Source organism: Tahibacter sp., assembly GCF_032229445.1.
Lineage (GTDB): Bacteria > Pseudomonadota > Gammaproteobacteria > Xanthomonadales > Rhodanobacteraceae > Tahibacter.
The window spans coordinates 255-19,756 of record NZ_JAVTWC010000100.1 but is presented as its reverse complement, the minus strand read 5'-3'; the positions used below and the strand labels follow the sequence as shown (position 1 = coordinate 19,756).

The 19,502-nt window shown below is 63.4% G+C and carries 1 protein-coding gene (only partly in view); it reads left to right on the top strand.

Translation table 11 applies throughout. From position 1 onward, the window contains the following. Window positions 1-19,502, top strand: partial view of an SDR family NAD(P)-dependent oxidoreductase gene (locus RUU78_RS16975; RefSeq protein WP_313918646.1) — the 3' portion only. Its footprint begins 11,569 nt before the window's first position; 19,502 of the gene's 31,071 nt are visible here — the last part of the coding sequence; its start codon lies beyond the left edge, outside the window; it ends in the stop codon at window positions 19,500-19,502.

Sequence of the window (19,502 nt, the reverse complement as noted above, 5' to 3'; positions counted from 1 at the left end):
TCGCGCAGGGCAAGAGCTATTGCAAATGGGCTGGCTTCGTCGATGGATTCGCGGAATTCGACCCGCAGTTCTTCGGCATTTCGCCGCGCGAGGCGTCGTGCATGGACCCTCAGGAACGATTGTTCCTGCAGGCCTCATGGGAAGTGCTCGAGGACGCTGGGTACTCGCGCGAAAGCCTTGCGAAGCAGTGCGACGGCCGGGTCGGAGTGTTCGTCGGAATTACCAAGTCCGGATTCGCGTTGTATGGTGCGGAAATTTCTCGGCGTGGCGGAAACGCGCACCTCTACACCAGTTTCGGCTCGATAGCCAACCGCGTGTCGTACGTGCTCGACCTGCGTGGACCGAGCATCCCCGTCGATACGATGTGTTCGGCGTCGTTGACGGCAATACATGAAGCTTGCGAAAGCCTGCAGCGCGGCGAATGCGACGCTGCGATTGCAGGAGGCGTGAACCTGTATCTGCACCCGTCGAATTTCGTCATGTTATCGGCCCAGCGGATGCTGGCAGTCGACGGCAGATGCCGGAGCTTCGGAGACGGTGGTGCCGGATTCGTTCCGGGCGAAGGCGTAGGTGCGGTGCTTCTGAAACCGCTGTGGCGGGCGCTGGAAGATGACGATCACATCCATGGCGTGATTCGCGGTACAGGCGTGAACCATGGCGGCAGGACGAGTGGATACACAGTACCGAATCCGAACGCGCAGGCGGATCTGATTGAGTCGGTGCTGGTGAAGGCCGGTGTCGACGCGCGCACGGTGAGCTACATCGAGGCGCACGGCACCGGTACGGCGCTCGGCGATCCGATCGAGGTCAGCGGATTGACGAAGGCGTTCGGCCGATTCACGACGGATCGGCAATTTTGTGCGTTGGGTTCGGTGAAGTCGAACATAGGGCACCTGGAGAGCGCGGCGGGAATAGCCGGCCTTACCAAGGTGCTGCTGCAAATGAAGCACGGCCAGCTGGTGCCTTCGCTGCATTCAAAGATTCTTAATCCACATATTGACTTTCCCCGTACGCCGTTCCGGGTGCAGCAGGAGCTGCAGGCGTGGGTACGGCCAAGGCTGGAAGTGGACGGAATCGAGACGGAGTGCCCGCGGATAGCGGGTATCTCCTCGTTCGGCGCCGGTGGCGCCAACGCGCACGTCATCGTGGAGGAATACCGCGGCGGTGCGTACGCGGCGGCGACGCCTGGGTCTGCCGATCAGCCGGCATTGATCGTGCTGTCGGCACGCAGTGGTGATCGGCTGCTGGAGGTTGTCAGGCGGCTGCTGGCGCATCTGGATGCGGACAGCGATGCGGACCTGCATCGAATCGCCTATACGCTTCAGGTTGGGCGCGAAGCTATGGAGCAACGCCTTGCATTGCTGGTGGATTCCATCGGCCAACTGCGCGAGAAGCTCTCGGGCTATCTCCTGAACCAGGACGGCGTCGATGGCGTCTATCGCGGCGATGTCCGGCGCAACAAGGGCGCGTTCGTCGGTCTCAGCGGCGACGAGGATCTGGGCAGTCTGGTCCATCAATGGCTAGGCAAGGGCAGATACAACAAGCTGCTTGAGCTATGGGTGAAGGGTATCGCGTTCGACTGGTCGTGCCTGTACGGGCCCGGATCGCGCTACGGAATGCAGACGCCTCGGCGTACGAGTCTGCCGACATACCCGTTCGAGAAGGAACAATACTGGCTCGATTCGGCCGGCCTTGTAGCAGGAGCTGACGCGGACGCCGCTGCAAGTGCGCGGGCTTTCGACGCGGCGCCGCCGGCTGCGCTGCAGTTCTATTCGCCGACCTGGCAGCCGGTTCCGCTTCAGAACCGGGAGGCGGTGGCCCGCACCCTTCTGGTTCTGCTCGCCGACGCCAGACTGCAGACCCGCGTTGCAACGGCCGTGGCCAGTCTCAGCCCGCAAACCCGGCTGTTGTTCCGGGCAAGCATCGATACGCCGCAGGACTTTGAATCCGAACTCCGCGACATCATCGAACGACAGGGTTCGATCGATGCAGTCTGGTATTTGTGGGGGCTGGAAGACGATCCGGCGCTGACGCAGCCTGAGCGTGTACTCCTGGCAATCCAGTGCTGCCTGAGAGCTGGCTTGACTGCATCTAGGGTGCTGCTGGCCGGCGAATACCGCTCAGAGACTCAGCGCTGCCATCTGGATTCTTGGGTCGCATTCCAGCACTCGCTGAGGCAGGTGCGGGCCGGTGTCGAGGTAGCTATCGTTCAGACTCAGGTGCTGAATGCCGACGAGCAGGAAACCGGGCTAACGCCTGAACGCCTTGAAGGCTGGGTGCAGCGGCTGTGGGACGAGGCGCACGCCGTGAAGCTCCAAAGCACGCTGTACCGGAACGGTTCGCGGCACGTCGAACGCCTGCACTCGCTACTGCCGGCGGACCAGTCCGTCGGATCCAGGCTTCGCGTAGGCGGAACCTACCCGATTACCGGCGGCCTTGGTGGTCTGGGCTATCTGTTTGCCGGATACCTCGCAAAGACCTACAGCGCCAACCTGCTCCTGATCGGCCGAACGAATGCGAGTCCAGCGATCGAGGCGCAGCTCGCGGCACTTTCCCGGCTCGGAGGCCAGGTTCTGTACGAGGCGGCCGACGTGGCCGACCACGAGCAGATGCGCAGCGCGCTCGATCGCGGGCTCGTGCGATTCGGTGCATTGCATGGCGTCATCCATGCAGCTGGAATCAACGCGGACGAGATGGTCTCGACCGTCGACGCCGCATCGTTCGACGCCGTGCTGCGGCCAAAGGTTGCCGGCACCCTCGTTCTGGACTCGCTGCTCCAGCAGCAGAGGGTCGACTTCGTCTGCCATTTCTCGTCGTCGGCCGCGCTGATCGGCGACTTCGGTGCGTGCAGCTACGCCTTTGCAAACCGTTTCCAGGTCGCTCACGCCAGCCGACCAGAGAGCAACGCCTTCGCGATCTGCTGGCCGCTTTGGCGCGACGGAGGCATGCGGTTTGCGACGGAGGATGCTGCTCGTCTTTACCTGAGCTCGAGCGGGCAGCGTGTATTGGAAAGTCATGAAGGCTTTGCGATCTTCGAAGCGCTTTTGTCGCGGTTTGCCGAAGACGGGTGCCGCTGCGCACTGGTGCTGGCAGGCGTGCGCGCACGTATGGATCGCATCGTCGGCCTGGAGCCCAAACGCAGCGTGCTTCCGGAGGGGATGCCCGTGAGCCCGCTGTCCCGACAGCCGCCTGAAGGAGCGGATACGACCGAGCGGGTATTGTCTGATCTTCGCGACATCGCCGGATCGATTCTGCAGCTCGCACCGGACCGTATCGATACGGCCGCGAGCCTGGCCGACTTCGGTTTCGATTCGATCGGACTGCTGGAACTTGCCAAGCGGTTGAGTGCGCATTTCGGCGCCGAAATATCTCCCAGCGTGTTCTTCAGCTATCCAACACTGGACGATCTTGCTGTCCATTTGTTGCTGGCTCACGCCAACGCCATCGAGGGTATGTGGCACACGCCAGCGGGGCAGTCGGCAGACGGAGTAGGGCAGATGCCGTTGCCTGAAGTGGGCGGGCTGAGCACCGCAGCTGCTGCGATGACGGTGAGCACCGCCGAAGCCCCGAATGCGCGTGAGCTGCCGGGCTGCGCCATCGCCGTCGTCGGCATGAGTGGTCGGTTTGCGCAAGCGAGGAATGTCGCGGAGCTGTGGACGCTGCTCGCTGAAGGCAGGGAGGCGATCGAGGAGATTCCGGGTCATCGGTTCGAGTGGCGTGACGTGTTCGTGGATACGACCACCGGAGTGGCTGCCGCGTCGTCGCTCACCGGAAAGATCACCAGCCGATGGCTGGGCGTGCTGCCCGGCGTCGACGAATTCGATCCGCTGTTTTTCGAGATATCTCCCAAAGAGGCGGAGTCGATGGACCCGCGGCAGCGACTGCTGTTGCAGGAAGCGTTCAATGCGCTGGAAGACGCCGGGTACGCTTCCGAGCAGTTGCGTGCCGACCGCGTGGGAATGTTCGTCGGCGCAGAGCAGGGCGACTACCAGTTGCTGCTGTCGAACGCGGGTCTGCCCGGCCTGATCACCGGCAACCATGATGCAGTTCTGGCGGCGCGCCTGAGCTATTTCCTGAATCTGCAGGGTCCGGCGCTGGCCATCAACACAGCCTGTTCGTCGGGGCTTGTCGCCCTGCACCAGGCTTGTCTGAGCTTGCGTGCCGGAGACTGCGAAGCTGCGATTGCTGCAGGCGTGAATCTGATTCTCACGCCGCAGACCTATGTCGCGATGAGTCAGGCGGGGATGCTGTCGCCCGATGGGCGCTGCCATGCATTCGACGCGCGCGCCAACGGCTTCGTTCCCGGGGAAGCTGTGGTGGCTGTCGTGCTGAAGCCGCTCGCGCAGGCCGAGGCCGACGGCGATCTGATCCATGGCGTTATCCTCGGCAGCGGCGTCAACTACGACGGCAGAACCAATGGGTTGACGGCGCCCAGCGGAAAAGCCCAGGCCGAGCTGATTTCCAGCGTGTATCGCCGTGCCTCGATCTCGCCGCGCGATGTCGATTACGTGATCGCACACGGAACGGGAACCCGGCTCGGCGATCCCGTCGAAATCGAGGCGCTGGGCGAAGTTTTCGCGCTGGCGGAGGAGGAGCCGCGCGCGCCATGCCTGTTGACGTCGGTGAAGTCCACTGTCGGCCACACGTTTGCGGCGTCGGGACTGGTCAGCCTCGTCAGCCTGCTGCAGGCAATGCGGTACTCGATCATCCCGGCGAGCCTCCACTGCGAAACGCCGAGTACCTACGTCAACTGGTCGACCAAGCCGGTCCAGGTGAATCAGACAGCACGGCCCTGGCCCTCGGGTACGGGGCGCAGGCGCATCGGCGCGGTCAGCGCGTTCGGCATGAGCGGGACCAATGCACATGTCGCCATAGCGAGCTATGACGACCGACCGGCACGCGACAGCGCCGGTGAAACGGCAGCGCCTCACTTGCTGCTGCTTTCCGCAAAGACAGCGGAATGTCTGCGGCAACGCGCGGTGGAACTGCGCGACATGCTGCTGGACGACGGGCCGCTGTCCACGCCGTCATCGCTGCAGAGCATAAGCTACACCTTGATGCGCCACCGCCAGCATTTCGCATGGCGTTGTTCCTTTGTCGCTGCGGATCGACAGGAAGCCCTGGCCGCGCTGACCCAGTTCATCGGCGAGCCAATCGTCGGCGAACGGGTCAACGAAAAGCAGGGCAACGAAAAACCCGTCATCGAAAGGCATGCTTCGCCCCTGCTCATGACGGGGTACGTTGCGCGCGCAAATCCGGCCAAGGCGAACGCAGCGTCCGACGTGCAGCCGTCCGGTCCCGGCGATCGCGTTCGACAGCTCGCTTCATGGGGGCGCGCGTTCTGCGATGGTCGTGCCATCGACTGGCGATGGCTGTGGCCTGGCGGTGTGCCGCGGCGCGTGCGTCTGCCTACCTATCCGTTCGCTCGCGAAACCTACTGGTTGCACCCGCGCGGTGCGAGCGATGGCGAAAGCGACCGCGGTGAGGTCGCTGCGTTGCATCCATTCGTACAGCGCGATGCATCAATCCAGGGCTGGCAACGCTTCAGCAGCACGTTTGATGCGACTGAATGGTTCCTGCGCGACCACGTGGTGAACGGCGTCAGCGTTTTTCCCGGCGTCGCGTGCCTGGAAATGGCCGTCGTGGCGATGCTGCAATCCATCGAAGGCATGGATGCCGTGCAGACGTCGACCCTGTCGATCAGTGACCTCGTGTGGGTACGTCCTGTCGTCGTTGCCGGGCCGCAGGACGTGTTCATCGAATTGCAGCCGCGGGATGGCGGCGGATTCCGTTTTGAGGTGTTTACGCAAGCGGAAAACCCGGCCCGTGGTGAGCGGGTCGTATGCGCGATAGGCAGCGTGTTCGTGGACGAGGCTGCCGAGGCGCCGCGTTCGATGGACCTGGATGCGCTGCGCAGTCGTTGCGACACAGTGATCGACACGGGCCGCTGCTACGACGTGCTGGCTGCGCTGGGATTGGACTACGGTCCTTCTTACCGCGGCCTTGAGAGCGTCCGGGTCGGCACCGCTGCGGACGGCCGCACGCAGGTCCTGGCGCAGGTGCGCCGGCCCGACGCTACCGATGCCGATGCCGATCAGTTCCGATTGCATCCCAGCATCCTTGATGGCGCCCTGCAGGCATCGCTGGGACTGTTGCTCGCGGATGTTGCGGACCAGCCCGGGCGCGACACACCGGCGCCTCGTGTTGCGCTGCCGTACGCGTTGCAGGGGATGCAGCTGTTCAAGCCAGTCCCGCGTCAAGTCTGGGTACACGTCCGATCGGGGCCGGCAGCGCGGGAGCGAGGAATCCGCAAGCTGGACATCGACATCGCCGACGAGTCGGGCAACGTATGCCTGCGTCTGCTCGGGTTCGCATCCCGCTCTCCGGACGGCGGCACAGCAGTGGACGTGAAGCGTCACGCGGCAACGGCGGCAGATGAAGGCTCAGTGCAGATCGACGACAGGGAAATTCAGATGAATGAGCCGGCCGACAGCGAGGCGGCGACTGGCGTTGACCGCCTGCATGAACCCGCGGTTGCACTGCTGACCGGCATCGTTGCCCAGACGTTGAAGGTTCCGCTCGATCGATTGGAACCGGCGGTAGGGCTTGGCACCTACGGCATCGATTCGATAACAGCGCTGGACGCGGTCACCGAACTGGAGCAGGTGTTCGGACCGCTGCCTAAGACCTTGCTGTTCGAATACCAGACACTCGACGAACTGGCCGAATATCTGGTCGAGAACCATCGCGAGGCGCTCGCCGCGACGACGAAGTCGCCGGTTCGGCGCACCGCTCAGCTGCGCGTCGAGCGGCCTGCTGACGTGGTGTCGTCGGTGCCTGTTGCGCGCGTTTCTGCGACGCGTTCGCTCGCCGCTGCCGCCAAGCAAACAATGCAGCCTCGGTCGAACCACGAATCCACTGTCGCGATAGTCGGATTGAGCGGGCGTTTCCCACAGGCCGACGACATCGGCGAGTTCTGGGAATCACTCAAGGCGGGCAGGAACTGCATTACCGACGTCCCGGCTGAACGATGGGACCACAGCAACTACTTCCACCCGAAAAAAGGCCAGCGGGGCAAGACCTACTGCAAATGGGGCGGATTCATTCGCGGCGTTGATCAGTTCGATCCGCTGTTCTTTGGCATTTCGCCGCGCGAGGCGGTGGTGCTGGACCCGCAGGAGCGCCTGTTCCTGCAGTGCGTGTACCACACCCTCCAGGACGCGGGGTATACGCCGGACTCACTGCGAAAGCGCAGTCGCAGGCCGCGTGCGGCCGTCGGCGTTTTCGTGGGCGTCATGTACGAGGAGTACCAGCTATACGGCGCGCAGGCGCAAGCCCTGGGCGAGGGGTACGCACTCGGCGGGAATCCGTCTTCCATCGCCAATCGCGTGTCGTACTGGTGCAACTTCAGTGGCCCCAGCGTGGCAGTGGACACCATGTGTTCCAGCTCGCTGACCGCGATGCATCTCGCCTGCCAAAGCCTGCAGTCCGGCGAGTGCGAGGTCGCTGTGGCAGGCGGCGTCAACGTGTCGGTACACCCGAACAAGTATCTGGGACTTGCACAAGGGGAGTTCGCTTCCAGTACGGGACGCTGCGAGAGCTTCGGCCAGGGGGGCGATGGCTACGTGCCCGGTGAGGGCGTCGGCGCGGTGCTTCTGAAGCCATTGTGGCGCGCGCTGGAGGACGGCGATCAGATCTATGGCGTGATTCGCGGCACGGGCGTGAATCATGGGGGCAAGACGAATGGATACACGGTGCCGAATCCGATCGCGCAGGCGGAGTTGATCGAGTCGGTGCTGGTCAAGGCCGGGGTCGACGCACGCACGGTGAGCTACATCGAGGCGCACGGCACCGGCACGGCGCTTGGCGATCCGATCGAGGTCAGCGGATTGACCAAGGCGTTCGGCCGGTTCACGACGGATCGGCAATTCTGCGCGCTGGGTTCGGTGAAGTCGAATATCGGACATCTGGAAAGTGCGGCGGGTATCGCCGGCCTTGCGAAGGTGTTGCTGCAGATGAAGCATGGCCAGCTCGTGCCTTCGCTGCATTCAAAGGTTCTTAACCCACATATTGACTTTGCACGTACGCCTTTCCGGGTGCAGCAGGAGCTGCAGGCATGGGTACGGCCCAGGCTGGAAGTGGGCGGCGTCGAGACGGAATTTCCGCGCATAGCGGGGATCTCCTCGTTTGGCGCCGGTGGCGCGAACGCGCACGTGATCGTGGAGGAATACCGCGGCGACGCGCGCGCAGTGACACCTGCGTCTGCGGAACGGCCTGCGTTGATCGTGTTGTCGGCACGTACTGGCGATCGGCTGATGGAGGTGGCAAGGCGGCTGCTGGCGTACCTCGATGCGGGCGCGGCGGACGATGCGGACCTGCACCGTATCGCCTACACACTCCAGGTCGGGCGTGAGGCCATGGACCAGCGGCTCGGATTGCTGGCCAGTTCCCTCGCGGAACTGCGCGAAAAGCTCGCGCCGTTCGTCGCAAACCAGGACAACGGACGTGGCGTCTACCGGGGCGAAGCGGCGAAGAACAAGGACGTGCTGGCGGGATTCAACGGCGATGACGATCTCGACGGATTGGTCGATCACTGGATTGAAAAGGGCAAATTCACGAAATTGCTGGCACTGTGGTCGAAGGGTCTGGCAGTTGACTGGTCGCGACTTTACGGCGCGGGTTCGCGGTACTGCGAGACGGCACCCCGGCGCATCAGCCTGCCGCTGTATCCATTTGCCGAGGACAGGTATTGGGTTCCCACAACAAGCGGTGCGAGCGCAGCTGCGATGGTTCGCAGCTCGCTGGCACTGCATCCGCTCGTACAGCGCAATACCTCGACGCTCGCCGGCCAGCGCTTCAGCACGACGCTGACCGGTCGTGAATTCTTCCTGCGCGACCATGTGGTGAATGGAGTGCCGGTGCTGCCCGGTGTGGTGATCCTGGAAATGGTGCGTGTGGCTGCGCTGCACTCGCTGGACGTGGACGCCGCTACGCCGATTCGTTTGGCGCAGATCGTATGGATGCGGCAGATCGCCGTCAGCGCGGTGACGGAACTGCATATCGCGATTTCCAATCGCGACGCGGCAGGCGTTGCATTCGAGGCGTACACGACCGACAACGCGGACAATCAGCGCCAGCGGGTGGTGCATGCGCAAGGGCGCGCCGTCCTGCCGTACGAACCGACGCCGAATGCACGCATGGACGTCGAGCATCTCACCGGACTATGCGTAGCGTCGATCGGGATTGCGGATGTCTACGATGCGTTTCACGCGGTCGGACTCGCTTACGGTCCCGCGCACCGCGGCTTGGCCAGCCTGCGCGTCGGAACGCACGAGACGCACGGCTCCGTGGTGCTCGCTCAGGTGAATCTGCCCGCCTGCGTGGAAACCGATGCTGCGGATTACCTGCTCCATCCGAGTGTGCTGGACTGCGCACTGCAGGCGACGTTCGGCCTCCTGCTGAACGATGCGCCGCAGCCAGCGTCCAGTGCCGGGTCGGTCAGAGCCGCCCTGCCGTTTGCGATGGATTCGGTCGAGGTGCTGGCCCCCACACCGCGGGTCGCGTGGGTGCATGTCCGTTCGATTGACGGCGATTCGCGCCGCAGTGGCATTCAGAAGTGCGACATCGACATCGCCGATGAAGTGGGCCGGATCTGCGTGCGCATGCAGGGGCTGATGTTGCGCGTCGTGGAAAGTGCGCAGAGCGTGCAGCGCGGCGATGGCCGCCGAGATCAGGCCTCGACGCGTCTCCTGGAAGAGGCGGCGACACTTCTGTTGGCGCCGTGCTGGCAGAGCCAGCCGCCGGATACGGCCGAGGAAGATTGGGATGGTCAGCGCTGGGTGATGCTGGACGCGGCCTTCACGCATCTGCTTGATCCGTTGCAGACTTGTTACCCGTCGCTGCACTGGGAAATTCTCGGCGCCGCCGGCACGTCGCCGGACGCGCTGATCGAACAGCAGATGGCGGGCGCCGGAGAACAGGTGCTCGCCAAGGTGCGTGCAATCCTGAGCGAAAAGCCGCGCCAGCCAGTGTTGCTGCAGATTCTCGCCGGCAGCGGCAGTGTATGGGCAGACGTCGCGGGCGCGCTCGGCAGCTTGCTGCGCAGCGCCGCTCAGGAGAATCCGAAGTTCAAGGGACAGTTCATCAGTGTCGCGCCTGGGAGCAATTGGCAAGACGTGGGCACGGCGCTGCAGGAGAACGCGAAAAAAAGCGCCGCGGCGGAAAGCGCCGTCCATTACTCGGGCGGCGTACGCCAGCTGGCGAGACTACGCGAGCTTAACGTCGCATCCGGATCGTTGGTGCTGCCGTGGAAGCCGGCTGGCGTTTACCTGATCACCGGAGGCGCTGGCGGTCTGGGCATGATTTTCGCCGAGGATATCGCCCAGCGAGTGCAGGGTGCGACGATCATCCTTGTGGGCCGCTCGGAATTGGACGAGGCACAGCGGGAGCGGCAGAAGGCACTGCGTGCGCAAGGCGAAAACACCCGCGTCGAGTATCGCGTGCTTGACGTGACGGATGAATTCGCCGTGCAGCAATGCGTGGCGGGGATTGTTCACGACCATGGACGACTCGATGGCGTGATCCACGGCGCTGGCCTGATCAGGGACAACTACATCGTCAGGAAGAGCGACGCCGAATTCCGCGATGTGCTGAGTCCGAAAGTGCACGGAACGGTTTTTCTCGACCGCGCCACGGCTGGCATCGCGCTGGACTTTTTCATCTGCTTCTCGTCGCTGGCTGGAGTGGTCGGCAATCTTGGCCAGAGCGACTACGCCCTGGCCAACGGGTTCATGGACCGCTACGCGCACTACCGCAACCGGCAGATGGCGTTGGGATTGCGACACGGGCGCACGCTGTCGATCAACTGGCCGATGTGGTCGGAAGGTGGCATGACGGTGGATGATGCGATACGCGTTCGCGCCCAGCGCCAAGGCATGGACGTGTTGTCGACGCCGGCGGGAATCGACGCCTTCGGCCGCGCCTGGTCCAGCGGGGAGGCGCAAGTCGTCGTGTTTGCCGGCAAGCCTGGCCAACTTCGGCAGCTTCTTGACGCGGCGATCGTTGCTCCGGCGACTGAGATGCGCGCTGCCGCCGCAAGGACAAATCCCGTTTCCATTTCGCAAGGCAATCCTGATGCCAGCGTGCGCGAAACCATCGCCGCGGTGAGAAAGGCGCTCCTGGGCTCGATCTCGGTACTGCTGCGAGTCAGCGCGGGCGACATCGAGGGCGCCTCGGAACTGAGCGAACTCGGATTCGACTCGATCACGTTCACGAATCTCGCCAACGAACTGAACGAGACTTACCGACTGCAGCTGAGCCCGACGATCTTCTTCGATCATCCATCCATCGATGGCTTCGTCGAACACCTGGTGAAGGTGCATGCGGCCGAGATCACAGCCACGCTGCGCGCCGACGGGTTGGTGGGAGCGGCGGCAACGGTGCAGGCGGACATCGGAATTCCGATCTCAGCGCCACCGCTCGACCTGCCCGCGCAGGCCGAAGCCGGCGAGGAGCAAGACCAGCATCCTTCGCCGCACGAGCCGCAAGATGACGTCATAGCCATCATCGGCATGAGTGGTTGTTTTCCGGCGGCTGCGAATCTGGACGTTTTCTGGGAAAACCTCAGAGACGGGCGCGACTGCATCGTTGAGATCCCGAAGGACCGCTGGATCTGGCAGTCCGTCCACGGCGATCCGACGCGGGAAGCCAACAAAACGAATGTGAAGTGGGGCGGCTTCATCGACGGCGTCGGTGACTTCGATCCGACCTTCTTCGGCATTACGCCGCGGGAAGCGGAACTCATGGATCCGCAGCAGCGACTGCTGCTCACCTACTCGTGGAAGGTGATCGAGGACGCCGGCTACTCGCCGAAAGCGCTGTCCGGAACACGCACCGCCGTCTTCGTCGGAACCTGCAGCAGTGGCTATGCCCAGCTCGTCGCGCAGGCAGGTGCACCGATCGAGGCCTACAGTTCGACGGGTGCGGTGGCCTCGCTGGGGCCGAACCGGGTCAGCTACATGTTCAATCTGCATGGCCCGAGCGAACCCATCGAGACCGCGTGTTCAAGTTCCCTCGTTGCGATACACCGGGCCGTGCGCGCAATCCGCTGTGGCGATTGCGACATGGCACTGGTGGGCGGAATCAACACGATTGTCGCGCCCTGGGGTCACATCAGCTTCAGCCAGGCCGGCATGTTGTCCGAAGACGGCCGTTGCAAGACTTTCTCGAAGGACGCCAACGGCTACGTGCGCGGTGAAGGCGTCGGCATGCTTTTCCTGAAACGGCTTTCGTGCGCCCGGCGTGACGGCGACCACATTCATGGACTGATCCGCGGTACTGCCGAAAACCACGGCGGCAAGGCGAACTCTCTGACGTCGCCCAATCCGAAGGCGCAGGCTGAGCTGATCAAGTCGGCTTGCCGTGACGCAAAGGTCGATCCACGCACGGTGACCTATGTGGAAGTGCATGGAACCGGTACACCGCTTGGCGACCCGATCGAAGTGAACGGACTCAAGAGTGCGTTCTCGGATCTGCTCGCAGAAACGCAGGCCGGGGATTGCAGCGCGCAAACCGCCTGTGGCCTGGGCTCGGTCAAGACGAATATTGGCCATCTCGAGCTGGCTGCCGGCATTGCCGGCGTGATCAAGGTACTGCTGCAGATGAAGCACCGCACACTGGCCAGGAGCCTGCATTGCGAGGAGCTTAACCCGCATGTCCAACTGCAAGGCAGCCCGTTCTATGTGGTGAAGGAAACCCAGCCGTGGCTTGCTCCGCATGATCGATCCGGCCGTTCCATGCCCAGACGGGCAGGTGTCAGCTCGTTCGGCTTCGGAGGCACGAATGCCCACGTGATCGTCGAGGAATACCTGGACGACGGACCTGCGCCGGTAACGCAGACCAGCCCCGATCGCGGTGTGCTTATCGTCCTGTCGGCGCGCAACGAGGAGCGGCTCAGGGAACGTTGCGAAGAAATGGTCGCCTATCTGGAGTCGAGCGCGTCGCGTGAGGCCAGCCTGTCGAGCATCGCCTACACGCTTCAGGTGGGACGTGAGGCGATGGCGTATCGGCTCGGGCTCGTCGTCGCTGACATTCACGAGCTGGTGAGCAAGCTGAGATGCCATCTCAACGGCGCGCAGAATGTCAACGGCATCTACCAGGGCCAGGCCAGGTTCGCGGCGAAAGAGGACTTCGGCCCCGCTCCAGATGCCGGAGTCGCCAACGGCGAATACGAAAAACTGCTGGAACTCTGGGTAAATGGGCTCGTTTTCGACTGGGAACGGCTTTACGGGCCGAACCGGCCGCGCCGCGCAAGTCTGCCGACCTATCCGTTCGCGCGTGAACGCTACTGGGTGCCCGAGCGTTATGACGACGCGCATCAGACACCCGTCGCCAGCAGCCGAACCGAGGTATTGCATCCATTGCTGCAGCAGAACACGTCCGAGCTCGGCGTCCAGCGATTCACGAGCGTGATGTCGCAGGACGATGTTTTCATCACCGATCACCGGATTCAAGGTACAGCTGTGCTGCCCGGGGTCGCTTACCTGGAGATGGCCCGCGCCGCGGTTGGCGCCTCAACCGGCCGCGGTGTGGCAGCGGTAGGGATGCGATTGCACGACGTCCTCTGGTTGCAGCCGCTCACCATTGTCGCCGAGGCACAACAGGTTCATGTGACGTTGTCTGTCGAGAATGACGGACGTATCGCCTACAAGGTCTTCACCGATGCGTCCGGCGTGCATGGTCAGGGCAACGCCGCGTGGACGCAGGCGACGGCGCCGGTGATGAATATCGCCGGCATTCGTCAGCGCTGCGAGTTCACCGAGTCAGGATCGGGTTGCTATGCACGGTTCGAGGCTGCCGGCCTGCAGTACGGTCCAGCGCATCAGGCACTGGCGGCGCTGCATTGCGGTGGAGACGGTGCGCGACGCGAGGTCATGGCGGAGTTGCTGCTGCCCGAGACGATGCGTGCGGATACGATGCGTTACGTACTGCATCCGAGCCTGATGGACGCTGCGTTGCAAGCCACTGCTGCGATGCGAAATGAAGCCGATCTCATGATGCGGCCGCTGCTTCCTTTCGGCGTGGAAGAGCTGACGGTCTATGAGCGCTGCCCGGAGCGCGCGTGGGCCTGGGTGCGCTACAGCGCTGGCAGCGGGCCGGACATGAGCGTGCCGAAACTGGATATCGACATCGGCGACGAGCAGGGACGGGTGTGCGTAGCGCTGCGTGGTTTCGTGATGCGCGAGTTGCGCCGTGGCGCTGCGGCGGACAGTGCACCGCCAACGACCGACGAGGTTCGTCCTGGCGCGCAGATTCTGAGTGCGGTTCCTGTCTGGGACACGGTCCGGACCACCGATGCACCCGCGTGGCCGACGGCCTCTCAGCGCGTTCTGGTCGTGGGCGAGGGACCGCTGACGGACGCATTGCGGGCTCGTTACCCAGATATCTGTGTGCTTGCCCCGGACTCCGGCGGGTCGATCGAGAACGGGTCGATCGAGAAACTCTCCGTGCTGCTGGATGGCCCGTCCTTCGAGCACGTGTTCTGGATCGCTCCGACGTCGGCGATCGAACTTGCGGTATCTGACGAGCGCCTGCTGACCGCTCAGGAGAGCGGCATTTTTGCGCTGTTCCGGTTGATCAAAGCCCTGCTCGTGCTCGGCTACGATACGCGCAGCCTCGGCTGGACGTTGGTGACGACGCAATGCCAGGCGATGCATTGCCATGATGCCGTGCACCCGACGCATGCCTCCGTACACGGTCTGGCAGGCTCATTGGCGAAGGAATATCCACAATGGTCCGTGCGTCTGGTGGACGCGTCCGCCGCGGACGGCTGCCCGCCCGAGCTCCTGCTGAGTCTCCCGGCCGACGCGCAAGGCAACGGTTCGGCGTGGCGAAACGGGCAGTGGTATCGACAGAAGCTGCTGACCTGCGAGCTGCCGCAAGCAACGCCGACAGTCGTTCGGAAGAATGGCGTCTACGTCGTCATCGGTGGAGCGGGTGGCCTGGGCGAAGTCTGGAGCGAGCATATGATCCGGCGATACCAGGCGCAGATCGTCTGGTTGGGACGCCGCCCCGAGGACGCCGCGATTCGGACCAGAATCGACCGGCTTGCAGCGTTCGGACCGCGTCCCTTATACATCGCCGCCGATGCGTCCGATCACGTGTCGCTGCAGGCGGCGCGAAGCGAAATCCGAGAACGCATAGGGCGCGTGCATGGCGTCGTGCATTCGGCCATTGTCCTGGCAGACCAGAGTCTGGCGCGCATGGACGAAGAACGTCTGCGCGACGCGCTGAGGTCAAAAGTGGACACCAGCGTGAGACTCGCACAGGTGTTCGGCGACCAGCCGCTCGACTTCGTCCTGTTCTTTTCATCGGCGCAGAGCCTCGTGAAGGCGCCGGGCCAGAGCAACTACGCAGCGGCCTGCACCTTCAAGGACGCGTTCGCACAGGCACTCGCCCGTAGCTGGTCGTGCCCGGTCAGAGTGATGAACTGGGGCTATTGGGGCGGCTTGGGGGCCGTCGCGGCGCCGGAGTATCGGGCGCGAATGGCGCGGTCCGGCGTCGTTTCACTCGAGCCGGGGGAGTCAATGGCTGCACTGGATGGATTGCTCGCAAGCCCGTTCGAACAGGTCGTGCTGATGAAGGGCGAGACGTCGCGCATGTCGCAGATCGGTTTCGTCGCGGAGGAACTGATCCGCTATCCTGGCGCGACGGAACTCACCCGCGATCTGCGCCTGATGCCGATGAAGGTCGATCCGGTAGTTAGTGCGGAAGACGCCACGTCGGTCGAAATGCTGGAACGGATCCTGGGGCGCCTGCTGCTCGCACAATTGGTGAGCATGGGGCTGCCGGCCAATGAGCGCCTGGAGACGACCTCACTTGCCGTCAGGCTCGGCGTGGCTGCGGGCTACCGGAGCTGGTTCGCTGAGAGCCTTTGCGCCCTGGCACGGCAGGGACTGCTGACGCGGGAAAATGATGGCTTTCGTCTGCACGGCACGATCGGCGTCGCCGAGGCTTGGAAGGAGTGGGATGCCCAAAAGGCCGGCTGGCTCAGCACCCGCTTGTTGCGCGCCAAGGTCCGGCTGCTGGAGCAGACGGTAGCGTCCCTGTGCGAGATCGTGCGCGGTACGACGACAGCGACATCGGTCATGTTTCCCGGTTCCTCGATGATGCTGGTGGAACCCGTATATCGTGACTGTCCAGTCGCGGAGTGCTTCAACGATCTGGTTGCGAGCACGGTCGAAGCATTCGTGCGCGCACGGACCGCGCAAGATCCGTCAGCGCAGGTACGCATTCTCGAGATAGGCGCAGGCACGGGCGGAACGAGCGAGGCAGTTTTCGCGCGCCTGAAGGACTTGCAGGCCCATGTTTCGGAATACCGCTATACGGACGTGTCGCGCGTTTTCCTGATGCATGCGGAATCGCGCTACGGCGCCGAAGTGCCGTACCTGCGCTGCAGCCTGCTTGATATCGAACGGCCATTGTCGGAACAGGAGATCGACGCCGGAAGCTACGACGTGGTCATCGCAGCCAACGTACTGCATGCCACTCGCGATATACGCAGGACGCTGCGCCACGCCAAGGCGGCACTACGCGAGAACGGGCTGCTGCTGCTCAACGAGGTCGGTGCCAACAATCTGTCCCTGCATTTGTCTTTCGGGCTGCTCGACGGTTGGTGGATGCACCAGGACACCGAGATGCGTGTGCCGGGGGGGCCGATGCTCGCCCCGACGGGCTGGCGGCGCGCATTGGAAATGGAAGGTTTCCGATCGGTGCGCTTCCCAGCCGAACATCTGCACCCCCTGGGTCAGCAGATCGTCGTAGCGCAGAGTGACGGCCTGGTGCGGCGCGTGCGCTCCGCGCCGGCGCATGAAGTACTTGCGGACGCGGCTGCCATGACGCTACGGGGTGCCGCGGTTGGATCGGCGCAGGCTGTCGACGGCGACAACGACGCGACACTCCGGGCGCGGCTAGTGGAATATTTGCGCGGACTCGTCGCGCAGACGATGAAGCTCGCGCCCCATCAGATCGACCCGAATGAACGGCTGGAGCGCTACGGACTGGATTCGATCCTGGTCACGCACGTGACCGCGCGCTTGACTGAGACCTTCCGCGGCGTGAACAGCACCATGCTGTTCGAGCACCACAGCGTCGCGGCACTGGCGAATCACCTGTTGCGCACCGAGCGCGACGTCGTGATTGCCCTGCTCGTCCCCACCGAAGGACGGCGAGCGAAAGCTGTCGCAGCAATTTCGCGGCCGGAGAGTTCCGGCCGACCCAGTACCTCGCGCCCGATCAGCCCGGCACAGGCTGCAGGCGACACGCCAGACGCCGCGCGGCGTGAGGACGTGGCGGTCGTCGGCATGTCCGGCCGTTACCCTGCAGCAGGCGACCTCGGGGAGTTTTGGGAAAACCTGAAAAACGGAAAAAATTGCATTGACGAAGTGCCGGCAGATCGCTGGGACTGGCGCGAGTACCATGCCGACCAGAGAGCCGAAGCCGGGTCGATCTACACGCGTTGGGGCGGTTTCCTGACGGACGTCGACAAGTTCGACCCGCTGTTCTTCCGGATCTCGCCACGTGAAGCCGAGTTCATGGATCCGCAGGAGCGGCTGTTCCTCGAGCAGGCGTACGCGTGCATAGAAGATTCCGGCTACCGACCCGACAGCTTGGGAGAGCAGGTGGGGGTGTTCGTTGGTGTCATGAACTGCGGTTATCCGACCGGGCCGCAGTACTGGTCGATTGCGAACCGGGTTTCCTATCTGCTCGATTTCACCGGACCAAGTCTTGCGATCGACACTGCCTGTTCGTCGTCCCTGACGGCGATTCATCTGGCGATGGAAAGCCTGCAGTCAGGCGCCAGCGACTGCGCCATTGCGGGAGGGGTCAACCTAATCCTGGATGTGAAGCACTACCAGTCGTTGTGCGGAGCGGGGATGTTGTCGTCCGGCCGGGAATGCCGGGCGTTTGGCAAGGGTGCTGACGGATTCGTCGACGCAGAAGGTGTCGGGGCATTGCTGCTGAAGCCACTGGCGAAGGCGGAAGCAGACGGCGACCAGATCCACGGCATCCTGAAAGGGAGCGCGATCAATCACGGCGGGCGGACCAACGGTTACATGGTTCCCAGCCCTGTGGCGCAGGCTGCGTCGATCGGACGCGCGCTGCAGAGATCCGGAGTCGATCCGCGTGAGGTCAGCTACGTGGAAGCCCACGGTACCGGGACTGCTTTGGGAGACCCGATCGAAATCGCCGGACTTGCGCGTAGCTTTGCACAGGCTGGCCAGACGCGGCAGTTCTGCGCCATCGGTTCGGTGAAGGCGAATATCGGTCACTGCGAGAGCGCCGCTGGAATAGCAGGCATCACCAAGGTGTTGCTGCAGATGCGGCATCGGCAGTTGGTGCCGTCGCTGCACTCGGAAGTGCCGAACGAACGAATAGATTTCGCCAACAGTCCGTTCTTCGTGCAGCGTGAGCTGATGCCTTGGTGCCGGCCGGTTGTTGAAGATGCAAACGGACAGCTTGCCGAGCGTCCGCTGATCGCCGGAGTTTCATCGTTTGGCGCGGGTGGCGCCAATGCGCATGTCGTATTGCAGGAATACGTTCCGCCGGTGCGAGCGCCCTCGGAAGCGAACCGGCTATTGCCGGCGCTTGTGGTGCTGTCGGCGCTGGATGAAGAACGGCTGCGCGTGCGGGTCGAGCAACTACTGGCCGCTATTGCAAATCGGTCGATCTGCGACGAAGACCTGGCTGATGTCGCGTACACGCTCCAGGTCGGGCGCGTCGCAATGGATGCACGCCTTGCCATTGTGGCTTTCGATATCGACGAACTGGCTGCAAAGCTCCGTGCCTATCTCGAAGGAGCGCCGGATCTCGACGGGCTTTTCCACGGGTCCGTAAAGCGCGATGTCGACACGCTCGCTATGTTTGCGGCGGATGATGATTTGACCGGTGCGATCGACGCCTGGGCTGCCAAGGGGAAGTACGGCAAGCTTCTTGCGCTGTGGGTCCGCGGACTGGCGTTCGACTGGGAGCGGCTCCACGTGTCGAGGCGCCCCCGGCGCATCAGTCTGCCTACCTATCCGTTTGCCCGGGAACGCTGCTGGGTTCCGTCGCCACCTGATGGCGCCGCTCGGCCGGTGAATCCGGACGCCGCAGGAAGCAGAGCGAGTGGCGAACCCTCGCTCAAGCCGAGTATCGAGGCGGACAGCCTGATTCGCAGCATCGAGACTGCCCTGGTCGAAGAAAGTGCTGCGCTGCTCAAGCTTCCGAAGGAAAAATTCGATCTGAACGCGCCGTTGATGAACTACGGTTTCGATTCGATTGCTTTCACCAAACTGATCTTTCGAATGAAGGAGCTCTACGCGATCGACATTCCGATCGAAGCGCTTTTCGACGTCGGCAGTTTCGGCCAGCTGGCGGAACGCATCGAGTTGATCGGCTTTTCGAAGCGCGCGCGGCAATTGGAAAGTGAAGGCGAGGCAGAGGAAGAAGAGGGGATGATCTAG